Origin of the sequence: Ralstonia chuxiongensis (assembly GCF_024158925.1) — a bacterium.
Taxonomy (GTDB): Bacteria; Pseudomonadota; Gammaproteobacteria; order Burkholderiales; family Burkholderiaceae; genus Ralstonia; species Ralstonia chuxiongensis.
Map to the genome: position 1 here is coordinate 524,339 of NZ_JAMYWC010000001.1, position 23,384 is coordinate 547,722.

The 23,384-nt window shown below is 65.1% G+C and carries 21 protein-coding genes and 1 pseudogene; 10 read left to right on the forward strand and 12 right to left on the reverse strand.

Going from position 1 to position 23,384, the window contains the following annotated elements; translation table 11 throughout:
* Positions 1–35: 35 nt before the first annotated feature.
* Together NKG59_RS02190 and NKG59_RS02195 are read right to left on the reverse strand one after the other, a co-directional pair.
* Positions 36–1,448 (reverse strand): annotated as a pseudogene (locus tag NKG59_RS02190) (S53 family peptidase); the annotation flags it as partial.
* A gap of 132 nt (positions 1,449–1,580) precedes the next feature.
* Positions 1,581–2,642, reverse strand: coding sequence for a serine hydrolase family protein (locus NKG59_RS02195; RefSeq protein WP_253534805.1), 1,062 nt, complete (start codon positions 2,640–2,642; stop codon positions 1,581–1,583).
* Between the two features lie 885 nt (positions 2,643–3,527).
* Between NKG59_RS02195 and NKG59_RS02200 the strand changes: the two genes are divergently transcribed.
* Complete coding sequence (locus NKG59_RS02200; protein ID WP_004627574.1) at positions 3,528–3,869, forward strand: DUF1488 family protein; 342 nt, start codon at positions 3,528–3,530, stop codon at positions 3,867–3,869.
* Between the two features lie 77 nt (positions 3,870–3,946).
* Here NKG59_RS02200 and NKG59_RS02205 read toward each other — a convergent pair whose 3' ends face one another.
* From NKG59_RS02205 to NKG59_RS02215, 3 genes are all read right to left on the reverse strand, one after another.
* Positions 3,947–5,644 carry an AMP-binding protein gene (locus NKG59_RS02205; protein ID WP_253534807.1) on the reverse strand — a complete coding sequence of 566 codons (1,698 nt, stop codon included), beginning with the start codon at positions 5,642–5,644 and terminating at the stop codon, positions 3,947–3,949.
* A gap of 149 nt (positions 5,645–5,793) precedes the next feature.
* Positions 5,794–6,315, reverse strand: coding sequence for a hypothetical protein (locus NKG59_RS02210; RefSeq protein ID WP_024978536.1), 522 nt, complete (start codon positions 6,313–6,315; stop codon positions 5,794–5,796).
* Between the two features lie 146 nt (positions 6,316–6,461).
* A complete protein-coding gene (locus NKG59_RS02215) occupies positions 6,462–7,346 on the reverse strand; it encodes a LysR substrate-binding domain-containing protein (RefSeq protein WP_039375943.1) in 885 nt (294 codons plus the stop codon).
* A 132-nt stretch (positions 7,347–7,478) separates the two neighbouring features.
* Here NKG59_RS02215 and NKG59_RS02220 point away from each other — a divergent pair, with 132 nt between their 5' ends.
* Entirely contained in the window at positions 7,479–8,237 is a 759-nt protein-coding gene (locus NKG59_RS02220) for a sulfite exporter TauE/SafE family protein (RefSeq protein ID WP_253534810.1), read from the forward strand.
* A 17-nt stretch (positions 8,238–8,254) separates the two neighbouring features.
* On the forward strand, positions 8,255–8,539 hold the full coding sequence (locus NKG59_RS02225) for a hypothetical protein (RefSeq protein ID WP_253534812.1): 285 nt from the start codon (positions 8,255–8,257) through the stop codon (positions 8,537–8,539).
* A gap of 247 nt (positions 8,540–8,786) precedes the next feature.
* Here NKG59_RS02225 and NKG59_RS02230 read toward each other — a convergent pair whose 3' ends face one another.
* The 4 genes from NKG59_RS02230 to NKG59_RS02245 all read right to left on the reverse strand — a co-directional run bounded on the left by NKG59_RS02230 (position 8,787) and on the right by NKG59_RS02245 (position 13,347).
* Positions 8,787–9,293, reverse strand: a complete 507-nt coding sequence (locus NKG59_RS02230) for a TlpA family protein disulfide reductase (protein ID WP_253534815.1) — start codon at positions 9,291–9,293, stop codon at positions 8,787–8,789.
* The gene (locus NKG59_RS02235) at positions 9,290–10,543 is read right to left on the reverse strand and encodes a sialidase family protein (protein ID WP_253535670.1); all 1,254 of its coding nucleotides are present in this window, start codon (positions 10,541–10,543) and stop codon (positions 9,290–9,292) included. Before NKG59_RS02235 ends, NKG59_RS02230 begins: the two co-directional genes overlap by 4 nt.
* Positions 10,543–12,861, reverse strand: a complete 2,319-nt coding sequence (locus NKG59_RS02240; RefSeq protein WP_253534817.1) for a TonB-dependent receptor — start codon at positions 12,859–12,861, stop codon at positions 10,543–10,545. The genes NKG59_RS02235 and NKG59_RS02240 overlap by 1 nt, the downstream gene beginning before the upstream one ends.
* Before the next feature lie 84 nt (positions 12,862–12,945).
* Positions 12,946–13,347 (reverse strand): DUF2946 domain-containing protein, encoded by a 402-nt coding sequence (locus NKG59_RS02245; protein ID WP_253534819.1) that lies wholly within the window; start codon positions 13,345–13,347, stop codon positions 12,946–12,948.
* A 199-nt stretch (positions 13,348–13,546) separates the two neighbouring features.
* Here NKG59_RS02245 and NKG59_RS02250 point away from each other — a divergent pair, with 199 nt between their 5' ends.
* Positions 13,547–14,725: an ATP-binding protein gene (locus NKG59_RS02250; RefSeq protein WP_420804017.1), complete on the forward strand. Its 1,179-nt coding sequence runs from the start codon at positions 13,547–13,549 to the stop codon at positions 14,723–14,725.
* 12 nt (positions 14,726–14,737) lie between these two features.
* Here NKG59_RS02250 and NKG59_RS02255 read toward each other — a convergent pair whose 3' ends face one another.
* Entirely contained in the window at positions 14,738–16,192 is a 1,455-nt protein-coding gene (locus NKG59_RS02255; RefSeq protein WP_420804018.1) for an MFS transporter, read from the reverse strand.
* A 177-nt stretch (positions 16,193–16,369) separates the two neighbouring features.
* Between NKG59_RS02255 and NKG59_RS02260 the strand changes: the two genes are divergently transcribed.
* On the forward strand, positions 16,370–16,981 hold the full coding sequence (locus NKG59_RS02260; protein WP_024978526.1) for a TetR/AcrR family transcriptional regulator: 612 nt from the start codon (positions 16,370–16,372) through the stop codon (positions 16,979–16,981).
* Positions 16,982–17,022: 41 nt separating this feature from the next.
* Positions 17,023–18,045: a TraB/GumN family protein gene (locus NKG59_RS02265; RefSeq protein WP_253534825.1), complete on the forward strand. Its 1,023-nt coding sequence runs from the start codon at positions 17,023–17,025 to the stop codon at positions 18,043–18,045.
* A gap of 18 nt (positions 18,046–18,063) precedes the next feature.
* Here the strand turns inward: NKG59_RS02265 and NKG59_RS02270 are convergent, their stop codons facing one another.
* Positions 18,064–18,372 carry a DUF1272 domain-containing protein gene (locus tag NKG59_RS02270; RefSeq protein WP_253534827.1) on the reverse strand — a complete coding sequence of 103 codons (309 nt, stop codon included), beginning with the start codon at positions 18,370–18,372 and terminating at the stop codon, positions 18,064–18,066.
* Positions 18,373–18,393: 21 nt separating this feature from the next.
* Entirely contained in the window at positions 18,394–19,347 is a 954-nt protein-coding gene (locus tag NKG59_RS02275) for a sugar-binding transcriptional regulator (protein WP_253534829.1), read from the reverse strand.
* Between the two features lie 216 nt (positions 19,348–19,563).
* On the opposite strand from NKG59_RS02275, the gene NKG59_RS02280 reads away from it, so the two are divergent.
* The 4 genes from NKG59_RS02280 (at position 19,564) to NKG59_RS02295 (ending at position 23,384) form a co-directional block, all read left to right on the forward strand.
* Positions 19,564–20,889: an ABC transporter substrate-binding protein gene (locus tag NKG59_RS02280; protein WP_253535671.1), complete on the forward strand. Its 1,326-nt coding sequence runs from the start codon at positions 19,564–19,566 to the stop codon at positions 20,887–20,889.
* Positions 20,890–20,950: 61 nt separating this feature from the next.
* Positions 20,951–21,853, forward strand: a complete 903-nt coding sequence (locus NKG59_RS02285; RefSeq protein ID WP_253535672.1) for a carbohydrate ABC transporter permease — start codon at positions 20,951–20,953, stop codon at positions 21,851–21,853.
* Positions 21,850–22,671: a carbohydrate ABC transporter permease gene (locus NKG59_RS02290; RefSeq protein ID WP_024978520.1), complete on the forward strand. Its 822-nt coding sequence runs from the start codon at positions 21,850–21,852 to the stop codon at positions 22,669–22,671. Before NKG59_RS02285 ends, NKG59_RS02290 begins: the two co-directional genes overlap by 4 nt.
* Positions 22,668–23,384, forward strand: coding sequence for an HAD family hydrolase (locus NKG59_RS02295; RefSeq protein ID WP_045201788.1), 717 nt, complete (start codon positions 22,668–22,670; stop codon positions 23,382–23,384). Before NKG59_RS02290 ends, NKG59_RS02295 begins: the two co-directional genes overlap by 4 nt.

Here is a 23,384-nt window from a genome sequence, read left to right on the forward strand (position 1 = left end):
ACCGGCCGCCCCTTGATGGCGTTGATGCGCGCGATGAGCGCGGCCCACAACGGTGCCGCGGCGCTGGTGCCGCCCACCACGCCGGACTCGCCATCCACGCGGACGACATAGCCGGTCAGTGGGTCGGCATCGGCCGAGACATCCGGCACGCCGCGCCGCGCCAGCGGCACACTCTCGCCGCCGGTCTGCTGCGCGGCCAGGCCCTGCTGCCAACTCGGCAACGCGAAAACCGTGCTCACCCCGCCGCCGCCCGCGCCGCCTCGTGCGCCATCGTTCCAGACGGTTTCCTCTGCGATGCGGTTTCCGCTGGCACGCACGCTGGTGCCGCCACATGCGAGCGCGTACGGACTGGAGGCCGGAAAGTCGACGTGATCCACACGATCAGGCTGGCCATCGCTGGAGCCGCTGTCGCCCGAGGCCGCACACACCGTCACGCCCATCGTTGCGGCGCTCTGCAACGCGGCGTTGACGGCCTGCATGGCCTGCGGCGTCCAAGCCCTTTCGGGCGCGCCCCAACTGATGGAAACCACCGAGGGCCGCAGCTTGGTGTCATGGATGGCGGCGTTGATGGCTTGCACGAAACCGGCGTCGGTATTGACGGTGAAGTACACAGCCAGCGTGGCGCCCGGCGCTGCGGCGCCTGCCACTTCCAGGTCGAGCATGACTTCGCCGTCGGGCCCGCTCGGGTCGCCCGTTGGGCGGTTGGCGCCCTGCCCGACCGGTATGGCCGTCACTGTCGGCATCGGCACGCCCACCTCCTGGAAGTACGCACGCAGATCGTCTTCCCGATAGCCACCGCCAAGCTCAACAAACGCAATGCACTGGCCTGCGCCGTCGCCCTGCGGAAAGCCGTAGAGCTGCGCGAGTTGCACCGGCGTGTACGCCGCGGTGGGCGCCGCACGCGCGGGCCGGATGCCTCCCGGCTCGACCGATCCGGTGGGCAACGGCACAAAGCGAAAGTGCGGCGCCGCCTGTGGGCGCGAGTCGAGCCCCAACACGGCGACCACCACGTCCTGCAATGCGTCCGGCAATCGCAGCGGGCCGGAACGTCCGCGATATTCGCTGCCACCATGTTCCACGCGGTGCAGGTGCGTATCGAACGCCCGGCAGAACTGTTCGACGGAGCCTTCGAGCATGACGGTAGCGGCGGCCACGTTCACTTCGGCCACTTGCAGGCCATGTTCGCGGGCAAACGTGCGAACGGCATCGATGTCGTCCGTGGCGGCGCCAAACTGGGCGGCCCACTCTTCGCGGCTCAGGGGGGTGGGCGGTGGCGTTCCGGCGCCATGCGCGTGGACAAATCCGGACAGCCGCGCATCGAGCTCAGCCTCGTTAGGGCGGCGCAATTGCACGAGCGCCCGGATCTGCTCTGCCGGATGCGCATCGCCAAGGATGCGCGCGTCTTCAGGAATGGTGCGCTCGCTGCCGCGCAGGGGGTGCCGGACCATGGGCCATCTCCATGTAGGTAGGTGGCCTGTGCGTCGCAACCGGCGTGCCGAGGTACGGAAGGTGCCGACAGGATGCGGCGCCACCTCCAACCACGTTAGGCGATGGCTTGCCCGCTTGATCTACAGCGTTCGTCAGTCGGTGAAATCGGGGCTGCTGGCACCTTCTGCTGCTGCATGCTGCGGCTTGCCCTCGGCAAAGGCACGGCGGATCAGTGCGCCGCATGCCGCGCTGCGCACATAGGCCCGGGGGGCCAGGGTTTCGCGCACGAGCATGCCGTAATGGCGCTTGTCAGCGGTGATCCACGGATAGAAACCGAATGCGCCGGCAGAGCTGAACGCACCGTCGCCGCCGGGCTGGTCCTCGATCCAGTAGTTGAGCGCGTAATGCCACGGCAGTGCGGCCGGGGTGCTGACAGCGGTCGAGCACGTGCCCGGCTCGGTGCAAACGGCATGCTGGCCGAGCATCTTGCCGAGCTGGTATTCGCCGCGAATGAGGCGACGCAGGAACTGGCCATAAGCCGCCGGCGTGGCGATCATTCCGCCCGCCGGCTCGGGTGCGAGGTAGCGGATGCCGAGCGGCCGGCCGGCATCGCGCAGGCCCGGCGCATTGGCAAGCTGGCGGTCGAGGTCGTTGTTGAGCGCCTCGGCGTCGGCCCGGCCCAGACCGAGATCCATCAGCAGCTTCTGATCATGGCCGCCGTTGTAACTGAAACGGCCGACGTGGCCCGGCGTGAAGGTGGCGTTGCGACCGCGCCCAAAGCAGCTTTGCACGGTGTCGTTGCGGTTGCACAGCAAAGGATTGAGTCCGTCGTAGCCGGAGCGCATGGTGAGCGCGTCGATTTCGGCAGGTGTGGGCTTGCCTTGCGCACGCTCCACCACGTAGGCGCCAAACACCCATTTGGATGCCGATGCCAGCCGCACCGTCTTGTTCGGGCCGATCCGCTGGCCCCGCTGCCCGTGCATCAGTTCGCCATGGGCGTCACCGATTTCCCAGTAGTAATCGCCCAGACGCTGACAACTGCCGGCATTCGCGAGTGTGGATTCCACGGCAGCACGGCGCGTTGCCAGGCTCGGCGCGGCAGCGTGCGCGGCGGCCGTTGCCACCAACGCTGCCAATGCCACCAAAGCGGCGCTCGCCCCTCGCCCGAACCCTGCGAACGCCCTGTTGTTCTGGGCGCGTCTTACTTGCGTCATGTCGATGTCCTGCTCGTTTTCTGATGCCTAGCCAGCCCGGCGGCACTGTACCGCAGCGCGCGTGGCATTTCGTTGTTTTACGCTGGGGCGCCTGTTGCTGTGCAGTCCTACAACATGGGACCCGGACGCGCATGACTGTATCGGCGGTACCTTGCAGGCAGGTTGCGAGGCACGATCGGCGTGCGTTTCAAACGTAAGCGTTTGCGCATCGATTAATCATCTTGGCAGGTGATGAAAATCGCTTCATATTTGAACCCCCAATATGTCCTAAACCTCCCGTTTATGAGCCAAATGGAGGATAAGAATCATGCCAAGGGTCGCTAGCGGTCTGCAGAGAGTGTTCTAGAATGCAACCGAAGAATAGTAGATTTAAATAAAACTAAATACGCGGCAGCGGCGAGCTTTCGGGAGCGGGCCATGGGAACAATCAAACGGGGAACAGCGAGCTTGAGTGCTCGCCTGGGGTGGGAACGACACCCTGCTAATTGGCAGGTAATTCCTACGCGTCGGCGCCTTTTTCAAACACGCCTTCCGGCCACGCGCGCCTCCACCGTTTTGCTTTGGGTTCTGGCCATCTCGATTACCGTCGGTGTCGGGCTGATGCACCAATTGTGGTAACCAAAAAAACATAACGGAATTTTGTACGGGGAAGGTCGCAGCGCGAGAGCGAACCCGCAGTCAACCACCGAATTGACAGACCGTAGAACGGCACCGAGGGATAGTCCGACCCGCTTCACTGGGTCAATCGCATCCGGATGGATTCAACATCTGGAGCATCGTCATCCCTCCATTCGGAAACACGCTCCTGCATGTGATCATTGCGCCGCGAAAGCGGCATGTGGGGCACGCCGCTCAAACGGCACGCCTGATCAATGGGGGAGCATCATGAACATTTCATTCACTGGCAAGACCTTCAGGTCCGTAGGCGACCTGTTCTTCCAAGCCATTGTCGACGGCAAGGTCGTGAGTTGTTTCGTCACGTCTGAAGCGCTGTCGCTCTGCGATTGCGCACATCAGAAAATCACGGCCGAAGAGGTTTATCGCAATTACCGCGACTGGATCGAACTGGCTGCCTCGGACCTGATCCGGGCAGGCTCGCTCGCCCCGGTCATCGTGCGCGGCCGCGACCTGGCCGCTTCACGCGCATCGCTGCCGCACGGTGGCGTACCGGCCTACGATCTGGATCGCGCGCGTCAACTGCGCCTGGTCCCACGCTCGTCGCGCTGATATCCGTCAGCGCTGGCGCGGCGGAACGTGCGGTCGGGGGGCCGCACGTTCCGTGGGTGCCAAGCAAACCACGCAAATCAATCGGCCGGGAAATCCTCTTCCCAATATTCCTGCAGGTTGCGTACGCCCGCGGCGCTTTCGCTGCGCGCGGCTTCGCGCATGCGCAGTTCGACGCGACGGATCTTGCCCGAGATGGTTTTGGGCAGATCGGCAAATTCGATGCGGCGCACGCGCTTGTAGGAAGCCAATCGGCTACGGCAAAACCCGAGGATGTCGCGCGCCAGTTCCGGGCCGGCTTCGTGCCCCGCACGCAGGACCAGAAACGCTTTCGGCACGGCCAGGCGCAACGGGTCGGGACTTGGCACAACGGCGGCCTCGGCGATTGCCGGGTGTTCGATCAGCACGCTCTCCAGCTCGAATGGGCTGACACGGTAATCCGATGCCTTGAACACGTCATCGGCGCGGCCGACGTAGGTCAGGTAGCCGCTGGCATCGCGCGCGGCAATGTCGGAGGTGTGATACACGCCGCCGCGCATGGCCTCGGCGGTTTTGTCGGGGTTTCCGGCGTAGCCCTCCATCAGGCCGGTCGGGCGTGAATTCAATTCGATGCAGATCTCGCCCTCTTCCGCCTCGTGCCCGTCGGGGTCGCGCAGCGTGATGCGGTAGCCCGGCAGCGGCCGGCCCATCGAGCCCGCCTTGACCGGTTGCCCGGGGCTGTTGCCGATCTGGCAGGTGGTTTCGGTCTGGCCGTAGCCGTCGCGAATGGTGATGCCCCAGGCGGCGCGCACACGTTCGATCACCTCTGGATTGAGCGGCTCGCCCGCGCCCACGAGTTCGCGCAACGCGGGATTCCATGCGGCCAAGTCTTCCTGGATCAGCATGCGCCACACCGTGGGCGGTGCGCACAGCGTCGTCACCTTGGCGCGGCAGAGCACATCGAGCGCCGCCTTGGGCTCGAAGCGCGCGTAGTTGTAGATGAAAACGGTTGCGCCGGCATTCCACGGCGCGAAAAAGCAGCTCCACGCGTGCTTGGCCCAGCCTGGCGAACTGATGTTCCAGTGCACATCACCCGGACGCAGGCCGATCCAGTACAGAGTGGACAGATGCCCGACCGGATAGCTCGCATGCGTATGCATCACGAGTTTGGGTTTGGACGTAGTACCGGAAGTGAAATACAGCAGCAACGGATCGTTGGCCTGCGTTGGTGCATCGGGCGTGAATTCGGCGGATGCATCGTAGGCATCTTCAAAGCGGTGCCAGCCGGGCGGCGCCTTGTCCGCCCCGACCGCAATGCGTGTGAACGTGCCAGATACGACGTCGAGCTTGGCGCAATCCACCGCGCCCGCCACCACGTGGCTCACCTCACCCATGGCAATGCGCTCACGCAGGTCTTCGGCGGTGAGCAGTGTCGTGGCCGGGATGATCACCGCGCCGATCTTGATGCTGGCGAGCATCACGTCCCAGAGCCCGGGCACGTTGCCGAGCATGAGCAGGATGCGATCGCCGCGCTGCACACCAAGCGCCCGCAAGTGGTTGGCCACGCGCGCCGAGCGCTCGGCCATCTGCGCGAACGACAGCCGCGTCTCGTTGCCCTGATCGTCGACCACCCAGAGCGCGATACCGTCGTTGCCCCGCGCCATGGTGTCGAAATAATCCAGCGCCCAGTTGAAGCGGTCCAACTCGGGCCACGCAAAATCGCGCACGGCGGTGTCGTAATCCTCACGGTGCGCGAGCAGAAAGTCGCGGCACCGCAGGAAAGCGTCCAGCGATGTCATGCCTGTCTCCTGGGGTTCGGAGCGTGTTGTGCACGCTCTAACTGCACGCGCCTCGTCCGGGCGCTACGGAAACGCACCTGCAACCGACATCGCCACTTATAGGAGGAATTCTTCCGCCAGACCAGCCCGGATTCTCCCGAGCCGTGCGCTCATTGCGAGCGCGGCGGGAAGCGCAGCGAACGGCCGCCACCCAGGCTTAGCCACGCCCAGGCCGTTGCGGCAACCACGACACCCAACACGACGATCCACTGGGCGCTGACCAGCATCAGCTCAATCGTGCCGGCCATGTCCGGCAGGATCTGCGGCCAGGCGGGCGCAAGCCAGCCGTCGGCGTCGAACCATGCGCCGCGTCCGGCACCCGTGGCCAGTTCGACCGCCAACAGCGCCGCATTGATAGCCGCGAACGCCATGCCGCTGTGTGCCAGCAGGCGGCTGAACACCGGCAGTTCATATAGGGGCTTCAGATACTGGATGTGCCGCGTGAGCGACCACGCGCATACGATGAGCAACGCAACGCTGATGGCCGCCATGGGCGCCGGAGTGCGCAGGCACACGCCCAGCGCGATCCACGCCAGCGCATTGATCTCGTGGCGCCGATAGATGCGCAACGCACGCGCCGCGTGCAGCAGGCCAATCGGCGGAACACCAGGGGGAACACCGGCAGACGCCATGATGTGCTCCATGAGCGGAGGGGTTGGTGCGCCGCCGCACGTCTGTGGCGCTGTGCGGCCCGCAACTGCTTGCAGTGTACCGACGCGTTTACACCCGCGCGAGTTCAAACAGCATCCCTCCGCCAAATGACGGACGCGCAACGCCCTCAGGCCTCGCGCAAATGCTCGATCAACTGGCGTGCGAAGACGGGCAGATCATCGAAATGGCGCACGCAGATGCGCAGCAGGCGCGTCGCCCAGGCGTCGGTCAGGCGGACACGGCGGATGCCCATGGAACGCTGCAGACGGATTGCCGCATGCTCGGGAATGACGCCCACGCCCACGTTGCGTTCCACCATGCGGCACACGGCGTCGAAGCTGCGCAGCCGCACGCGGTATTTGAGCCGATGGCCGGCGCGCGCGGCATGCCCGGCCAGATACGCCTGCAAGGCGTTGTCGCCCGTCAGGCCGACAAAATCTTCCTGCAAGGTTTCAACGAAGGCCAGCTCCCGGCGCTCGGCCAGCGGGTGATCGCGGGCGGTCACCAGCACGAGGCGGTCGTGGCGGAACGGAAAGGTCTCCAGCCCCGACAAATCGACCGCGTCGTTGACGATGCCGATGTCTGCCCGGCCCTGCGCAATCGCTTCGACAATCTCGTGGCTGACCAGCTCTTCCAGGTCGATATCGACTTCAGGATGTGCGGCCAGGAACGCGCTGAGCGTTTCCGGCAAGAACTCGGTCATGGCTGCCGTGTTGGAAAGCAACCGCACGTAGCCCTTGAGGCCACGCGCGTATTCGCCCAGCTCGCCACGCATGCGATCCATCTGCTGCAGGACAACGCGGGCGTGATGGACGAGCGTACGGCCGGCGGCGGTCGTTTCCACGCCGCGCCGGTTGCGCGTGAGCAGCGGCACGCCCAGCGTGTCTTCCATGCCGCGGATGCGCGCGCTGGCCGACGCCAATGTCAGGTGGGCACGCTCAGCCCCCGCAGTGATGCTGCCGGCTTCGGCGGTATGGAGGAAGAGTCGCAGGTCGGTCAGGTCGAAGCGCACGATGCATCTCAAAATTGGCGTGAGCCTCAGTTTCACGCTGAGGCAGGGTCAATGTATCGCAGATTGCCGCGCAATTCCCAGTGCCGGAAACTGAGGCATCCCAGAAACAGAACACCCCAAAATTCGCCCCCAATGGAATCCGCCACGCTGCTGCTTTTTGGCGCGGGCCTGCTCGCCGGCATGATGAATGCGCTGGCGGGCGGCGGCTCGTTTGTCACCCTGCCCGCGCTCATGTTCGCGGGTGTGCCGTCGGTCTTTGCCAATGCGTCGAGCACGGTGGCGCTGCTACCCGGCGCGGCCACATCGGCGTGGGCGTATCGCGCGGACTATCGCGGGTTCGGGCAGGTCTCGATGCGCGCCATGGTGGGGATCAGCCTTGTGGGCGGGCTGCTCGGCGCGCTGCTGTTGATGAACACGTCGTCCCGCGCGTTCGATTTCATCGTGCCGTGGCTGCTGCTGATCGGCTCGCTCGCATTTACCTTCGGCAAACAGGCCGGTGTATGGCTGCGCCAGCGCATGCAGATCGGGCGGACAACATTGCTGGTCGCGCAAGGTGCGCTGGCCATCTATGGCGGCTATTTTGGCGGCGCGGTGGGGATCATGATGATGGCCGTCTGGGCACTGTTCGGCCACGACGACATCAAAGCATTGAACGCCTCGCGCACGCTGCTCGTGGGCGCGACTAACCTCGTAGCCGTGGTCTGTTTTTCCCTGGCGAAGATGGTGTGGTGGCCACAGACGCTGGTCATGCTGGTGGCTGCCGCGCTGGGCGGTTATCTGGGCGCGCACGTCGGCAAGCGTTTGCCGGTGGCGGTTGTGCGGGCGCTGATTTCCACCTTCGGCTTTTCGATGACAGCGCTGCTGTTCTGGCGCGCCTGGTCACACGTTTGAGCGTGAGGAGAACCGCCATGCCGCACACGCAGCCTCATCCGACGCACCGCACGCTCGCGCCACGCGCGTATCGTGATCCGCTTCCTTATCGGGATCGGGCCACGCGCAATGGCTGGCACGTCCATCTTGCTGAAACCCCCTCTGCCAAGCCGGAAATGGTGGGTGCTCAGGCGGTGTTCTACATCGCGCGTGGTGTTGCACTTTTGCTCGCTGCCGTGGCGGTGGGCCTGGGTGCGGCATCCGATGATGCGGAGCGCCCCTCCGCGCAATACCCCCCTTCTTCGCACGCGACAGCGCGCTGAGGGCGCGTTATCATCCGCCCCCCGCAGCACAGGCCCGTTCAATACAAATCCAGTATCGACCGGGCAAAGAAAAAGCCCGCGGGCCGGGGGGCGGGCGGGCTTAACATCTTCAGCCTTTGACGACGAAAGATGGTCGGGTGTGCTTTGTGAACGAGCAATGCGCCGGAATTCACAAAGCGAGGCCATTATAAAAAGTGCTCGCCCCCCGCCATACCCCAACAACGAGGGGGGTCCGTGTCATTTCTGACTAATCCCTGAGCGCTGTGTCCAGCGCCTGCGGCGTCAGCAACCCGCTCGATGCGTGACGCTTGCCGTCAGGACGCAGGATGATCGTGCGCGGCATCTCGCCCTGCCAGCCGGGGTCGAGCGCGGCGCGCAAGCGCTCCGGCATGTCTTCGGCATTAGCGTATTGCGGCACACGTGCAATGCCGATCTTCCTGTCGCGGGCCAGCGGCGCCAGCGCGCGGTTCAGCATCTCGGCCTGGTCGGGGCCGTCCATCGACACCATCACCACATCCACATCTTGCTTGGCGGTGCGCCGCCATTGCGCGATACGGGCGATGTTCTCGCGGCAGTAGCTGCATTCCAATGACCAGATTTCGACGATGAGCGGGCGCGCGTGCGGCGTCTGCAGCAGCGCAGGCACATCGCGGGCATGCAGCGGCTGAAACTGTAGCGCGCCGGCGGCTTGCGCCGTAAAAGCGACGGCGGTCAGCGCCACGCCCATCGCAAACAATTTCCATCGAATCTTCATTCCGATGCCTCCAATGAGGGATTGGACGGAGCGACATTGCCGATATCAATCAGCCGGTAGCCCTCGGCCTGCGTGCGCCACGACAGGTAGACATGGCCATCGTGCGCGAGCAGTTGCGGGTGATCGCTACCGCCATCGGTATTTGCAACGCTGGCCGGCGCTGTCCAGTGCGCGCCGCCATCGGCAGATTTACGCAGCAGGATCTGCATGCGGTCTTCGGCAAACTGTTTCCACACCAGCCACAGTGCGCCGTCCGCCGCGAGCAACGCGGGGTGCGATGCCTGCGCGCCTGCTTGTGCCGAACCGGCAAAGGACCATGCGCCACCGATCGGCTTGCCGTCGGCCGAGAGCCGGCTGTAGAACAGGCCAGGCTTGTCCTGCAGCACCGAGAACCACGCCATGTGCCGCACGCCATCCGCCGTGACGGCCAATGCGGGGCCATGGTGCGGACACGCATCGACGCGCCATTCCGAGAACGTTGCACGCGTGACGGTAAGCGGCGTGTTATCGATCGGTAATGTCGCCAATGCATGGTCGCGGATCTGCCCCGCAAACACGTTGCGCCACAGCGCGAGCATGTGGCCATCGGCATCGGGCGCCAGCGCAATGCGGCAGCATTCGCAGGTCTGGTCGATGACCTTGCGCTCGGGTGCGAAGGTGGCGCCGCGGTCGGTCGAAACGGTGTAATACACCGCCGCGCCGTCGTACGGCTGTTTGGCTGCCTGCGCGCGCAGCAGGTCGCGCTTGTCGATCCACGTGACGAAGATATGGCCGGCGCTGTCGACTGCAATCGAATCGAAGCGGTGCGTGATCGGCTGGCGGTCGTGGTGGACAGTGACCGGCGCACTCCACGTCTTGCCGCCGTCAAGCGAGCGCGAGAAACGCACGAAGCCCGTGTACGGCGCATCGAGCGGGCGCGACCAGCTCACATACAACGCACCGTCCAGGCTGGCGATAATTTTCGGACGGTTCTCGCCGTCGGTGTAGATCGGCTCGGGTTGCGGGTTCACGCGCTGCGGCCTGGAAAGCGTCTTGCCGAGATCGTCGGACGAGGCGACCACCACGTGCTGCCCTTCCGCCCACGTCACCCACAAGCGCCCTGCCTTGTCGAACGCCGCGGTCGTCGCAAGCTGCGGTTTTGCGGCAGCCTTGCCTGCCATGGCGCCGTGGTCATGGCCTTCGTGCGCGAGCGCCACCGTTGCCGCAAGAGCCAGCAGCGCACCGGCAAGGAATCGAGGAATCGACTGCATTACAGACGCCATTTCAGTTGTCCATATAAGGTGCGTGACGGATACGGGTGGTACACGAAGTACCGCCGGTCGGTCAGGTTGTCGACGCCCAGCGCCAGCGTGATGTGCTTGTCGATGCGGTAGCTGGCCTTGAGGTCCACGGTGAAGAAGCTGCTGGTGCCACCGTAGACGTTCGGCAGCACGTCGGTGTTGTCGAGCGTGCCGTATTGCCGCCCCGAATAGCGCACGCCTGCGCCCACCGTCCAGTCCTGCGTGGCGTGCCAGCTGGCAAACAGGTTTGCACGCACGCGCGGCATGCGCGGCCAGGTCTTGTCGACGTAGGTTGGGTTGGCGGCGTCGGCCAGCGTTTTCGATTGCGTGAAGGCAACGTTGGCTTCAACGTCCACACCGCGCACCCCCCCATCCTGCAGAACGTCTTGCCCCGAATACGCCAGTTCAATGCCTCGCGTGCGCACGCGGTCCACGTTCTGTACGTTCGTCACGTTGGGCGTGACGGTGATGTTGGTCTGCGTGTAGATGCTGTCGCGCACGTCGCTCTGGAACAGGCTGGTACGCAGCACGCCGTAGGGCACGGCCTGTTCGACGGTGAAGTCGAAATCATTGGCGCGTTCAGGCTTGAGACTCGGATCGTTGTTGACGATCGCGTTGCCGCTGATCGTGCCCTGGAACAACTCCGCCACCGTCGGAAAACGCACCGCACGGCCGTACGACAGGCGCAGCAGCGTGTCTTGCGTGGCCTGCCATTGGATGGCCGCCTTGGGCGAGAACGCGTCTTCAGTACGGCTGGCGTAGCCCAACGTGCTCGCGCCGTTGCCGAGCTGGCCGTTGTAGGCGCGCCAGCTTTCGTAGCGCAGGCCCAGCGTGGCGAGCCAGCGCGGTGCAAACGCCCACGCGTCCTGCAGGAAGACGGCCTGCGTTTGCGTGTCGCCCTGGTAGCTGGATTTGAGCGTCGACAGCGTTTCCGTTGACCAGTTGGTCGCGTTGAAGGTCTGGTTACGCAGGTGGTATTGGTCGTAGTGGTAGCCGGTCGTGAAGGTATGGCCGGACACCGCGGGCGACGTCGCCTTGATATCGAAGTTGGACCAGCCCGTGCCGTCGCCATAGAACACCGTGCCGGGCCCATTGCCGGCCGCCGTGTTGGACGCGCGCAGAATGTCGCGCGAGACGTTGTAGGCCGACGCGTTGGTGTCGATCTTCCAGCCACCGATCTTGCCTTTCACGCCCAGGCCGTAGAGCCAATTTTCCTGATCGCCGTTTTGTGGGGCAAAGGTGTTCGGGGCGATCGTGTAAGGCGTGCCGTTGATCAGCACATTGCCGCCCGTGACGACGTTGCCGGCGGCATCGCGCAGGAAGCTGAGCGCCTGATCGTTGAAATGGTTTTCCCAGTGACCCAGCGTGAGCGACGCCTCCAGGTTGTCGCTGAAGACGTAACCCAGGCGCAGCGTCTCTTGCAGTTGCTGGGTCCGCTCCAGCATCTGCGGCCCGAGAATCACGTGCGGCTGGCCGTTGGGGCCAAGATCCTGCCGCGCACCCGTGACCGGCACCGGCGTGCCGCCCGCCGTGAACCTGGAGTTGGGCGTGGCGTATTGCATGGGCTGGCTGTCGTTCTCCAGCCGGTCGACCGACAGCGCATACCAGAACTTGCCGATGCGGTCACCCAGCGACGCGCTTTCGTGGTTTCCGGTGACGTTGCGCGAAAAGCCATATGCATCGTTGTAATGCTGGCTCATCACCTGCGTCTGCGCGGCGGCCTCGAATTTTTCGGGGCGGCGCAAGGTCATCGCGATGGTCGTCCCCATCGAATTGCCCGGCAGCAGCGCCGAGAATGGCCCATACAAAATATCTACGCGTGCAAGGTCGTCCGGCCCGACCATCGACCAGCGCGGCGGGTAGCTGTAGCTCGAACCCAGCAGGTTCGAGAGCAGGATGCCGTCGGCATACAGCAGGCCGCGTGCGCTTTGAATCTCGTTGAAATCGCGGCCGGCGAAGATGGAGTTGCGGTCGCCGATGAAGCGGCGGCGCACCATCACGTTGGGCTGGTATTTGACCGCGTCTTCGGTGGTGACGACATTGCGGTCGGCCAGTTGATCGGCCGTCACGCTTTGCACGACCGCCGGCGTATTGCGGGCGAACGGCGTGGGGTTGGCGTTGGCCCGCACCACGGTGGGCGCGAGTTCCTGCGTGACAGGCACGGGCACGGGGGCCGCGTCTTCAGCGGCGAAAGCAGACAGCGGTGCCGCCGCGCTCAGCGCGAGCGCAGCACGGCACACCAGCGTGCGCTTAGGGGCGACGGCCCCGGCGCGCTTGTGGAATGACATCGGAAAGATCTCCGGATTGCGATGGCGTTGACCCCAAGCAGGGCCAGACGCAAAGGCGCCACGGAGTGCATCTCCGCAGGCGCGTCAGATCGACAACGACGGAGACACAGGAGGCGCGCGCGACTCGGCCACGCGCAGCGCACTGCGCGCATACACGGGCGCCGGGCTGGCCGGCTGCCGCACGCGATAGACGAAATGGGCGGAAGGAACATCCAGCGCCGGCAACGAGGCCAGCGCCAGCCCGGCCGCAAACCCCGGGCAATACAGACAGTGCGCCACGCTGTGGTGGGCGGCTGAATCGTCGGCAGAGCCATCGCCTTGCAGATCGATGGCAACCTGCACGGTGCTGCCATGCGGTGCCGTTGCGCTGCACAGCTCGACGGCAAGCGTGCCCGTGGCCGCCGCGCGAGCGGAAGCGAGCACCGGCGACAGTACGTTCAGTACGATCGCAAGCCAGACGAGGAAGAGCCAGCGGCGATGGAGCATGGATGGACAACGTCAGAATGTGCGGAGTATAGCGCTGCACACAGTTCCCCGAACTGCCTGCGGCACAGTGCCGCGCAAAGGCAAATCGACCGAGATCGACTGGCAATTCGATCGGAATTAGCCTTAATTATTGGATCAACTATAATTTATACTGACTTCCATAATCAGGTCTAAAACAGGGCTTTCCATGGATTCCCGAATCGACTCCGGCGACACCGGCCGCTTCAACTTCCACCGCCAGGACCTTGCCAACACGCTGTGCGACAGCCTGGAAGGCAAGGGTCTGGCCGACGCGCGTTCCGGGCTCTTCCTGGCAGCGCCCCGGCGCACAGGCAAAAGCACGTTCCTGCGCGAAGACCTGGTGCCCGAGGTCGAGCGCCGCAAGTGGATCGCCATCTACGTGGATTTATGGGCCGACCGCGCCCGCGACCCCGGCTTGCTCATCGCCGATGCCATCAAATCGAAGCTGGCCCAGTTCGACGGGCCGATCGCAAAGCTGGCCAAGCAGGCCGGCATGGAAAAGGTGGACGTGCTGCGCACCTTCACCTTCAACCTCGGCAAGATTGGGCTGCCGCCGGGCATCACGCTGGCCGACGCGCTGGATGTGCTCTACAAGGCGGTGCAGCGGCCTGTCGTGCTGATCATCGATGAGGCGCAGCACGCGCTGTCCACCGAGGCGGGCACCAACGCCATGTTCGCGCTCAAGGCCGCGCGGGACCAGATGAATCAGGGCGTGGACGAACCCCGGCTCTTCCTCGTCTTTACGGGGTCGAACCGCGACAAGCTTGCCAACTTGCTGCTCAATCGCACACAGCCGTTTTTCGGCTCGCGCGTGACGAACTTCCCGCTGCTGGGGCGGCCGTATGTGTCGGCGTACACGGCGTGGGTCAATCAACACCTGGCGCCGAACAACCAGTTCAAGGAAGACGACATGTTTGCCGCCTTCCAGCTGGTCGGCCACCGGCCCGAGATGCTCAAGGGCATCGTCAGCGAGATCGCCCTGGAGCTGGGTGAAGCCGCCAGCCTGGGCGAGTTGCTCAAGCGCGGCGCGCAGGGTTTTCGCGATCGCATCTGGGGCGAGATCGAGAGCGATTACAGCGCGCTGACCGAAATCCAACGCGCCGTGCTGGCGGTGCTGATCGAGCGCGGGCAAAGCTATTCGCCTTTCTCGGAAGACTCGATGAAGGCGTATGCGGCCAAGCTTGGCCACAGCGAGTTTTCCACCGCCACAGTGCAAGCCGCGCTTGACGCGCTGCGCGACAAGAACCTGATCTGGAAGGAGTCACGCGGCGCTTACGCGCTGGAAGACGAAAGCCTGGCGCTGTGGTTTCGCGAGACGCGGGGCGCCCATGCCGTGCCACCGAAGTTGAGCACGTAGCGCCTCTGATCGTCAAACCGCTGCCACTGGCACCGCCTGCGTGCGGCCGAGCAGGCCCCACACCACCGCCGCCGACACCACGGATACGACGGCCAGCGCATGCGCAATCTGAGCGAACGCGGCAACGTAGGCCGAGATGAGCGTCGGCGCCGATCCGGCCGGCAGCAGCGCCAACGCTGCGGGCACGTTGCCCATGGCGGTGCGGTGTGCGGCCTCCATCCAGGTCGCCACATTCGCACTGCCCGACGCGCCGGCCTGCGTAACAATGAGCGCCGTCAGCACCGCGCCCACCACGGCCAGCGTAACCGCCTCGCCAGCCACGCGCGTGGTGCTGAAGATGCCGGTGGCCATACCCGCGCGCTCCTTGGGCACCACGCTCACCGACAGACCATCCATCAGCCCCCACGCGAAACCGGTGCCGAAACCCGTGAGCAGCATCGGCAAAAACCACGCGGCGGCCGGCTGGCCTGGCGCGACATCGCCCAGCCACCAGAAGCCCATCGCCGCCACCAGCAGCCCGCCACACGTCAGCGCCGCAGCGGACCACCGATGCGCGAGTTGCACCGCCAGCAGCGGCACCACCAGCAACGGGAGCGACAAGGCAATCATCGTGATGCCTGCCTCGGTTTCGCCCTGCCCCTCGATGCCGATGAGGCGCGCGGGCAGCAGCACCAGCATCGCCACGTAGCACGCCGTGGCGAGCGGCAAGAACTGCACGCCGACAAAACGACGGAAGCGGAAGAGCGACAGATCCAGCATCGGCCTGACCACGCGCTGCTCGATGGCGACGAACATGGCCAGCCCAAGCGCCGACGCAGTGAACAACGCCAGCACCACGCCGTCGCCCCAGCCGCGCTCGGGCACTTCCATCAGCGCCCACGTGAGCAGGACAAGCGTGGCCGTAAAGCTTGCGGCGCCGGCCCAATCCACGCCGCGCGCATCGGGATCGCGCGTTTCCCGCATGCGCGGCACACCAAACACAAAAGCCAGCGCGCCCATCACCGCGCACAGCACGAAGATGGCGCGCCAGCCCTGCGTCTGTACCAGCGCACCCGCAATCAACGGCCCGAAGGCCAAACCCACGCCAAAGGTCGTCCCCAGCAGGCTGAAGGCGCGAATGCGCGCATGCCCGTCAAACTCCTGTGCCAGCGCAGCCGAGCCACCCGCCAGCGACATCGCCGCCGCCACGCCCTGCAGCGCGCGCAGCCACCCGATGGCGTTCACGCTGGGCGCCAGCGCGACGCCAATCGATGCCAGCACGAACAGCGCGATCCCACAGGCGAACACGCGCTTGCGGCCATACGAATCAGCCATCGCGCCTGCCACCATCAAGCAACTGCCGAAGGCCAGCATGAAGCCGTTGACCACCCAGTTGAGCGCCGTGGCACTGCCGCCCAGCGCGCGTCCGATGGCCGGCGTGGCTACCGCCGCACCGGTGAAAGACAGCGGCAGGACCAGCCCCGCCATGCAAACCGCCGCCAGCACCAGCCAGCGCCCGGCGTGCTCTGAGCGATGCGAAATCGTCGTATTCAAGGGAGCCTCTTATTTTTGTATCGATCGGTATACAAATTAACGAGGCGACACGACCGGCGTCAAGGATTAATATATTGACCGGTACAGAAATAGGGATTTCAGGACTTCATCATGGCGACACGCGGACGCCCCCGCACCTTTGATCGCGACGAAGCCTTGCGCCAGGCCATGACCGTGTTCTGGGCGCGCGGCTACGAAGGCACCACGCTCGACGAACTCAAACTGGCGATGGGCGGCATCACCGCGCCGAGCTTCTACGCGGCATTTGGTTCGAAGGAAGCGCTCTTTCGCGAGGCCGTTGCGCTGTATCGGCAGACGGCCGGCAGCACCACGGCCATCGCCCTGACGGAACCAGCCACGGCGCGCGAATCCATCGACGCGCTTTTGCGCAGCAACGCCCTTGCCTTCAGCCAGCCCGACGCGCCGCGCGGCTGCATGGTGGTGCTCGGCGCGCTGCTGTGTTCGGCCCCCAATCGGCAGGTGCAGGAGGACTTGCGCGCGATCCGGTTGGAAACCATCGAGGCCATCCGAACGCGCATCCGCCGCGGTATGGACGAAGGCGACGTGCCTGCCACGGCCAACGCCGATGCACTTGGCGGTTACTACGCGACCGTGCTCAACGGCCTGTCGATCCAGGCGCGCGACGGCGCCCCGCGTGAAGCATTGATCGCGACCGTCGATTGCGCGATGGCCGCGTGGGACGCGATGGTCTGCGCCCGCTAAACTGCACAGACGACCACAACAATATTTCGGGGAGCAGCCAAATGGCACGCAATCGCACCACGTGGCGCGCGCTGGCGGCCGCGTTTTTTCTGCTGACGGGCACGGGCGCCGCTGTGGCGCAAGACGCAACGCCCGCGCAGGCACAGGCACCGGCCACGAACTGTCCGCCCCCGGCCTCCAGCTTCATCCCCAAGGACGGCTGGGCCGCCGCCGCGCAACGCGCGACCGACCACGGCCTGCTCTGGCGTATCGAAAAGAACGGTCACACCTCGTGGCTCTACGGGACGATCCATGTGGCGCGGGCCGACTGGATGCTGCCCGGCCCCGCCGTGCGCAGCGCGCTTCAACAGGTGGATAGCATCGCGCTCGAACTCGACCTGCTCGACAAGGACACCGACCGCAAACCGCTCACCACGCACAACAGCGCAGAAGATCGCCGCCTCATGGCCGGCCGGCGCGGTGAACGCTTCAACAAGCTGCTTTCTGCCGCGTGCCTGCCCGACACGGCGCTCACACAGATCCGCAAATTCCAGCCGACCATGCAGTTGGCCTCGCTGGCGGTGCTGGGGGTGCGCACGGACGGGCTCTATCCCGATTTCGGTATCGACCTGTTTCTGACGACCTACGCCAAGAGCGTGCACTTGCCCATCGTGCCGCTAGAAACGCTGGCGCAGCAGGTGCGCGTGCTCAACGAGATCGTGCCGAAGAACGAGGTCGCGCAGCAATTCGACACCGTGCTCGACGCGATTGAATCGGGCGAGGCGCGCACGCAGACGCTCACGCTCGCCAACGCCTGGGCCGACAGCGACATCAGCACGCTGGAGCACTACCCCCGGTGGTGCGATTGCCTGAAGACCGCGACGGATAAACGCGCCTTCCAACGTCTGGTGACGAACCGCAACCGCGCCATGGCTAACAACATTGCGCGCGTGCACAACAGCGGCCAACGCGTGTTTGCTGCTGTGGGCGCGTTGCACATGATCGGGCCGAAAGGGATTCCGGCGCTGCTGGCCGCGCGCGGATATAAAGTCACGCCAGTGTTGCCGCCGGCTGTACCGCGTTAGCCCGCACGCGTTTTCCAGTCAGCGCCTTTCCGGCGGCGTTGATCCGACAGCCGCCGCCAGTTCGGCATGCGCTGCCAGGTCGGCCCGACGATGCTTGACCGTCGTGCTGGCCGGGTGCTTGCCCAGGAAGTTGCCGTTTCTCCAATCTTTCGACGGGCGAATCGGCCGCGCCGTAAAGCCGCCACCGCAGTTCGGGCAGACATTGCCAAACACGCCGTCTGCACAGGTCGCGCAGAACGTGCATTCGAATGAGCAGATGCGCGCGTGGGTCGCATCGGGCGGCAGCGCCGTGTTGCAGTGTTCGCAGGTCGGGCGGAGTTCGAGCATCACGTTCTCGGTGTGGTGAGTTCAGTCCATTGCAGCCAGAATCCGCTGCGCGCACGCTTCGTCGGTCACAAGACCGGTCAGCCAGCCGCCTCGCAACGCCGCCCCGATCGCGCCCGCCTTGGCCACGCCGCCAGCAATGGCGATCACGGGGCGAGATGGCATCGGCTTGAGCGGCAAGCTGGTGATGCGGCTCTGCAGCGCCACATCCAGCAAGCGCCCCTGGGCGTCGATCGGCCGGCCGATCAACTCGCCTGCCGCGCCATGGGCAAGCAGATCTTCCACATCCTTCGCGCTGATGAAGCCGTCGACCTGCAATGCGCAACCGGGCCCGATCGTGCCGACACCAATGAAGGTGACATCCGCCTGCGCAGCCAAATCGGCCACCACGCCGTAGAGCCGGTGCTGGCACCACTGCCGGGTGTCTTCGGCGCTGTCCGCAACGAGCGGCGCAGGGAGCAGGTAATAGCGGCTGCGGGTTTTCTCCGCCGCGGCAAGCGCGACGTCGTAGCGGTTGGACGAGCCATCCGCCGCAATCGCCCCGACCATCGAGACGATGCGATGCTGCGGCCGGTCAAGATCCGGAAGTTGGTCGATCGCGGCGCGCAGCGTGCGGCCCGAGCCGACGTTCACCACGCGCGGCGCGTCGGCCAGCAGGTGGCGCTCCATGATTTCTGCAGCGGCCACGGCAATCATGCGTTGTGCAGCGTCTGCATCGTCGGCACTGGCCGGCACCACATGGCAGGTCTCCAGCCGGAAACGGCTGCGCAGGTTCTCCGCCAACTCCAGACACGCTGACACCGGGTGCGTCACGCGCACCTTCACCAGCCCGTGCTCCACCGCATAGGCGATCAGCCGCTGCGCGATCTGGCGCGACACGCCCAACTGCTCGGCGATGTCGTGTTGCGTGTGGTTGCCCACGTAGTAAAGCCACGCCGCACGCGCGGCCTGGTCTCGTTTTTCCTGCTGCTTGGACACGCAGCGCCTCCTCTAGAACCTTGGCGATATGGCATGCATCGTAGCGTGCTTTTGCCCTTTCACCGAGCATTTGCTTGACAAGCGCAACATCGCATCCGATTATTTGCTCACAACACGGACAATTGCTCAAAACCCGAAGCAAGTCCAGGCGGTGCGCCCGCATCGCCACATTCCAAGAAAGGAGACGACTGCATGTTCCGCACGCTTCTGCGCGGGATGGCCCGCCCATCCCAACTACTCAAGCTGGCCGCCCTCGCTGCCTTCCCCGCTCTCTGCGCTGTCTCTGCGCATGCCGCACCCACCACGCTCACGATTGCCACGATCAATAACCCCGACATGATCGTGCTGCAGAAACTGTCGAGCCAGTTCGAGCAGGCGCATCCCGACATCAAACTGCGCTGGGTCACGCTGGAAGAAGGCGTACTGCGCCAGCGCGTGACCACCGACATCGCCACCGGCAGCGGCCAGTTCGACCTGATGACGATTGGCGGCTATGAAGCGCCGCTGTGGGCCAAGAAAGGCTGGCTCGCCCCGCTGGACATGCCCGCCAGCTACGACGCGGCCGACCTGCTGCCGACCGTGCGCGATGGCCTCTCGCAGGGTGGCAAACTCTTCGCCGTGCCGTTCTATGCCGAAAGCTCGATGACGTATTACCGGCGCGATCTGTTCAGTGCGGCGGGCCTGAAGATGCCCGAGCAGCCCACGTATGACGACATTGCCAAGTTCGCCGCCAAGCTGCACGACCCCGCCAAGGGTGTGTACGGCATCTGCCTGCGCGGCCGGGCCGGCTGGGGCGAAAACATGGCGCTGGTGTCCACCATGGTCAACACGTTCGGCGGCCGTTGGTTCGACGAGAAATGGCAGCCGACCATCGACACGCCGCAGTGGAAACAGGCGGTCAACACGTATGTCGACCTGTTGAAGAAATACGGCCCGCCCGGTGCAAGCAGCAACGGATTCAACGAGAACCTTGTGCTGTTCTCGGGCGGCAAGTGCGGCATGTGGATCGACGCGACCGTCGCCGCCGGCATGGTCAGCAGCGCGAAGGATTCCAAGGTGGCCGACAAGGTGGGCTTTGCGAATGCGCCCATCGCCAGCACACCGAAGGGCTCGCATTGGCTGTGGATCTGGGCGCTTGCGGTGCCGAAATCGTCGAAATCGCCGGAGGCCGCCAAGACGTTTGCGGCGTGGGCGACATCCAAGGAATACATTCGCGCCGTGGCCAAGGCGCAGGGCTGGGGCGAGGTGCCGCCGGGCACGCGCGCATCGACGTATGACGACCCGGCCTACCAGAAGGCTGCGCCGTTCTCGAGCTTCGTGCGCCACGCTATCGAGACTGCCAACCCGAACGATCCGTCCGCGCAGAAGGTGCCGTACACCGGCGTGCAGTTCGTGACGATTCCGGAGTTCCAGTCGCTGGGCACGGTGGTTGGCCAGGCGATTGCCGGCGCGCTCACGGGCAAAACGACCGTGGACGATGCACTCCGTGTCTCGCAATCGCAGGCACAGCGGGCTATGCGCCAAGGCGGCTATCTGAAGTGATGCAGCCGCTGCTGCGCCAGGAGGTGTCATGGAACATGTATTGGAGTCGCGGGTGAACGGCATGGGTGGTACGCCGGCACAGCCACAGCGCGCGCGGCGCTGGCTGCCCACGCTGCTGGTGTCGCCATCGGTGCTGGTTCTGCTGCTGTGGATGACGGTGCCGCTGGCGATGACGCTGTATTTCTCCGTCAGCCGCTACAACCTGCTCAACCCTGACCAAACCGGCCTGGCGGGGCTCGACAACTACCGCTTCCTGATCGAAGACCCCGCCTTTTGGCCGGCCATCGGCAACACGTTGGTGTTGATCGGCTCGGTGCTCGTGATCAGCGTCGTGGCGGGCACGTTGCTGGCCGTGCTGTTCGACCAGCCGTTTGCGGGGCGCGGTGTGGCGCGCATTCTCGTGATCAGCCCGTTCTTTGTCATGCCGACGGTGGCCGCGCTCATCTGGAAGAACATGATGCTGCACCCCGTGTACGGTCTGGCCGCGTGGGTGGCACGCCTGTTCGGTGTCGAGCCGGTGGATTGGCTCGCGACGCAGCCGATGCTCTCCGTGATCATCATCGTTGCGTGGCAGTGGACGCCGTTTGCCTTCCTGATCCTGTTGACGGCGCTGCAATCGCTCGACCCTGAGCAGAAGGAAGCCGCGCAGCTCGACGGCGCGAGCCCCGTGCGCATCTTCTGGCACATCGTGCTGCCGCACCTGAAGCGTGCGATTGCCGTGGTGGTGATGATCGAGACCATCTTCCTGCTCTCGATCTTTGCCGAGATCCACACCACCACCGCCGGCGGCCCCGGCACGGCCACGACCAACCTCGCCTACTTCGTCTACAGCCTCGGCCTGCAGCAGTTCGACATCGGTATTGCGTCGGCCGGCGGCATCGTGGCCGTCGTACTGGCAAACGTGGTGGCGTTCTTCCTCGTCCGCATGTTGGCCCGCAACCTGAAGGGAGTGCACGAGCAATGAGCGCCCTCACCTCAACCTGGCGCACACGGCTTGCCGGCGTGCTGGCGTGGGCGATTGCCCTGGTGCTGTTCTTCCCGATCGCGTGGGCAGCGCTCACTGCCTTCAAGACCGAGCAGGACGCCTACACCCCCACGCTGTGGTTTACGCCCACGCTCGACAGCTTTCGCGAGGTGCTGGAGCGCGCGCATTACCCGAGCTTTCTCGGCAACTCGCTGGCGGTGTCGATCCTTTCCACGCTGCTGGCGCTGGCGATTGCCATTCCGGCGGGATATGCGATGGCGTTCTTCCCGAACAAGCGCACCCAGCAGGTGCTGCTGTGGATGCTGTCGACCAAGATGATGCCGGCCGTGGGCGTGCTGCTGCCGGTGTACCTGCTGGCAAAGACGGCGGGCCTGCTGGATTCCATCACCGCGCTCGTCATCGTCTACACGCTCGCCAACCTGCCGATTGCCGTGTGGATGGTCTTCACCTACTGCAACGACGTGCCACGCGAGATTCTGGAGGCCGCGCGCATGGACGGCGCCAACCTCTGGCAGGAACTGGTCTACGTGCTGCTGCCGACGATGCTGCCGGGGCTGGCCTCCACTGCGCTGCTCCTGCTGATCCTGTCGTGGAACGAAGCGTTCTGGAGCCTGAACCTGACCAGCATCGATGCCGCGCCGCTCACCGTGTTCATTGCGTCGTACTCAAACCCCGAGGGGCTGTTCTGGGCGAAGCTGTCGGCGGCCTCGGTACTGGCGATTGCGCCGATCCTCGTGCTGGGTTGGCTGGCACAACGACAACTTGTGCGCGGCCTGACATTCGGGGCCGTGAAATGACGCCACACGCCAACGAATATGCCAACGAGCGCGCCCCCGCCTACCTGATCTGCGATTGCGACGGCGTGCTGATCGACAGCGAGTCGGTGGCGTTGCGCGCGCTGATCCGCACGCTGGGTCCGCACATACCGCACCTTTCATCCGCCGCGCTGGAAGACATGCTCGAACCGCGCCTGGGCATGAACACGATGGCACTGCTGAGCGAGTTGCAGAGCAGCATCGGCTTTCACCTGTCCGACGCGCAACTGGCCACCGTGGTGGCTGATGTCGAACACGACTGCGCCACGCAATCGCAGCCGGTGCCCGGCATTGCCAACCTGCTCGCCACGCTGCCGCAGCCCAAGGCCGTCGCCAGCAACAGCAGCCGCCCGCGCATTGAAGCGAGCCTGCGCCGCGCCGGACTGCGCGAGCTGTTTGGCGAGCATATCTATAGCGCCTACGAAACACCGCGGCCCAAACCGGCGCCTGACGTGTATCTCGCCGCGTGTGCGGGCCTGGGCGCCAGCCCCGCACAATGCCTGGTCATTGAAGACAGCGACACCGGCGTCCGCGCCGCGCGAGCCGCCGGCCTGACCGTATTCGGCTTTGCCGGCGTCGCACATGTGCCGGCTGTCGCCACGCAGCGCCTGCTAGCTGCCGGCGCGCGGCACGTCTTTACCGACATGCGGGCACTCGCCGACGCGCTTTCGTCGACCCTCGCCACGCCCGCCTGA

Coding starts and splice junctions, on each gene's coding strand:
- NKG59_RS02195 (WP_253534805.1), bottom strand. CDS start 2,642: ATGACGCAAGTAAGACGCGCCCAGAACAACAGGGCGTTCGCAGGGTTC.
- NKG59_RS02200 (WP_004627574.1), top strand. CDS start 3,528: ATGAACATTTCATTCACTGGCAAGACCTTCAGGTCCGTAGGCGACCTG.
- NKG59_RS02205 (WP_253534807.1), bottom strand. CDS start 5,644: ATGACATCGCTGGACGCTTTCCTGCGGTGCCGCGACTTTCTGCTCGCG.
- NKG59_RS02210 (WP_024978536.1), bottom strand. CDS start 6,315: ATGGCGTCTGCCGGTGTTCCCCCTGGTGTTCCGCCGATTGGCCTGCTG.
- NKG59_RS02220 (WP_253534810.1), top strand. CDS start 7,479: ATGGAATCCGCCACGCTGCTGCTTTTTGGCGCGGGCCTGCTCGCCGGC.
- NKG59_RS02225 (WP_253534812.1), top strand. CDS start 8,255: ATGCCGCACACGCAGCCTCATCCGACGCACCGCACGCTCGCGCCACGC.
- NKG59_RS02230 (WP_253534815.1), bottom strand. CDS start 9,293: ATGAAGATTCGATGGAAATTGTTTGCGATGGGCGTGGCGCTGACCGCC.
- NKG59_RS02235 (WP_253535670.1), bottom strand. CDS start 10,543: ATGCAGTCGATTCCTCGATTCCTTGCCGGTGCGCTGCTGGCTCTTGCG.
- NKG59_RS02240 (WP_253534817.1), bottom strand. CDS start 12,861: ATGTCATTCCACAAGCGCGCCGGGGCCGTCGCCCCTAAGCGCACGCTG.
- NKG59_RS02245 (WP_253534819.1), bottom strand. CDS start 13,347: ATGCTCCATCGCCGCTGGCTCTTCCTCGTCTGGCTTGCGATCGTACTG.
- NKG59_RS02255 (WP_420804018.1), bottom strand. CDS start 16,192: ATGGCGGGGCTGGTCCTGCCGCTGTCTTTCACCGGTGCGGCGGTAGCC.
- NKG59_RS02260 (WP_024978526.1), top strand. CDS start 16,370: ATGGCGACACGCGGACGCCCCCGCACCTTTGATCGCGACGAAGCCTTG.
- NKG59_RS02265 (WP_253534825.1), top strand. CDS start 17,023: ATGGCACGCAATCGCACCACGTGGCGCGCGCTGGCGGCCGCGTTTTTT.
- NKG59_RS02270 (WP_253534827.1), bottom strand. CDS start 18,372: ATGCTCGAACTCCGCCCGACCTGCGAACACTGCAACACGGCGCTGCCG.
- NKG59_RS02280 (WP_253535671.1), top strand. CDS start 19,564: ATGGCCCGCCCATCCCAACTACTCAAGCTGGCCGCCCTCGCTGCCTTC.
- NKG59_RS02285 (WP_253535672.1), top strand. CDS start 20,951: ATGGGTGGTACGCCGGCACAGCCACAGCGCGCGCGGCGCTGGCTGCCC.
- NKG59_RS02290 (WP_024978520.1), top strand. CDS start 21,850: ATGAGCGCCCTCACCTCAACCTGGCGCACACGGCTTGCCGGCGTGCTG.
- NKG59_RS02295 (WP_045201788.1), top strand. CDS start 22,668: ATGACGCCACACGCCAACGAATATGCCAACGAGCGCGCCCCCGCCTAC.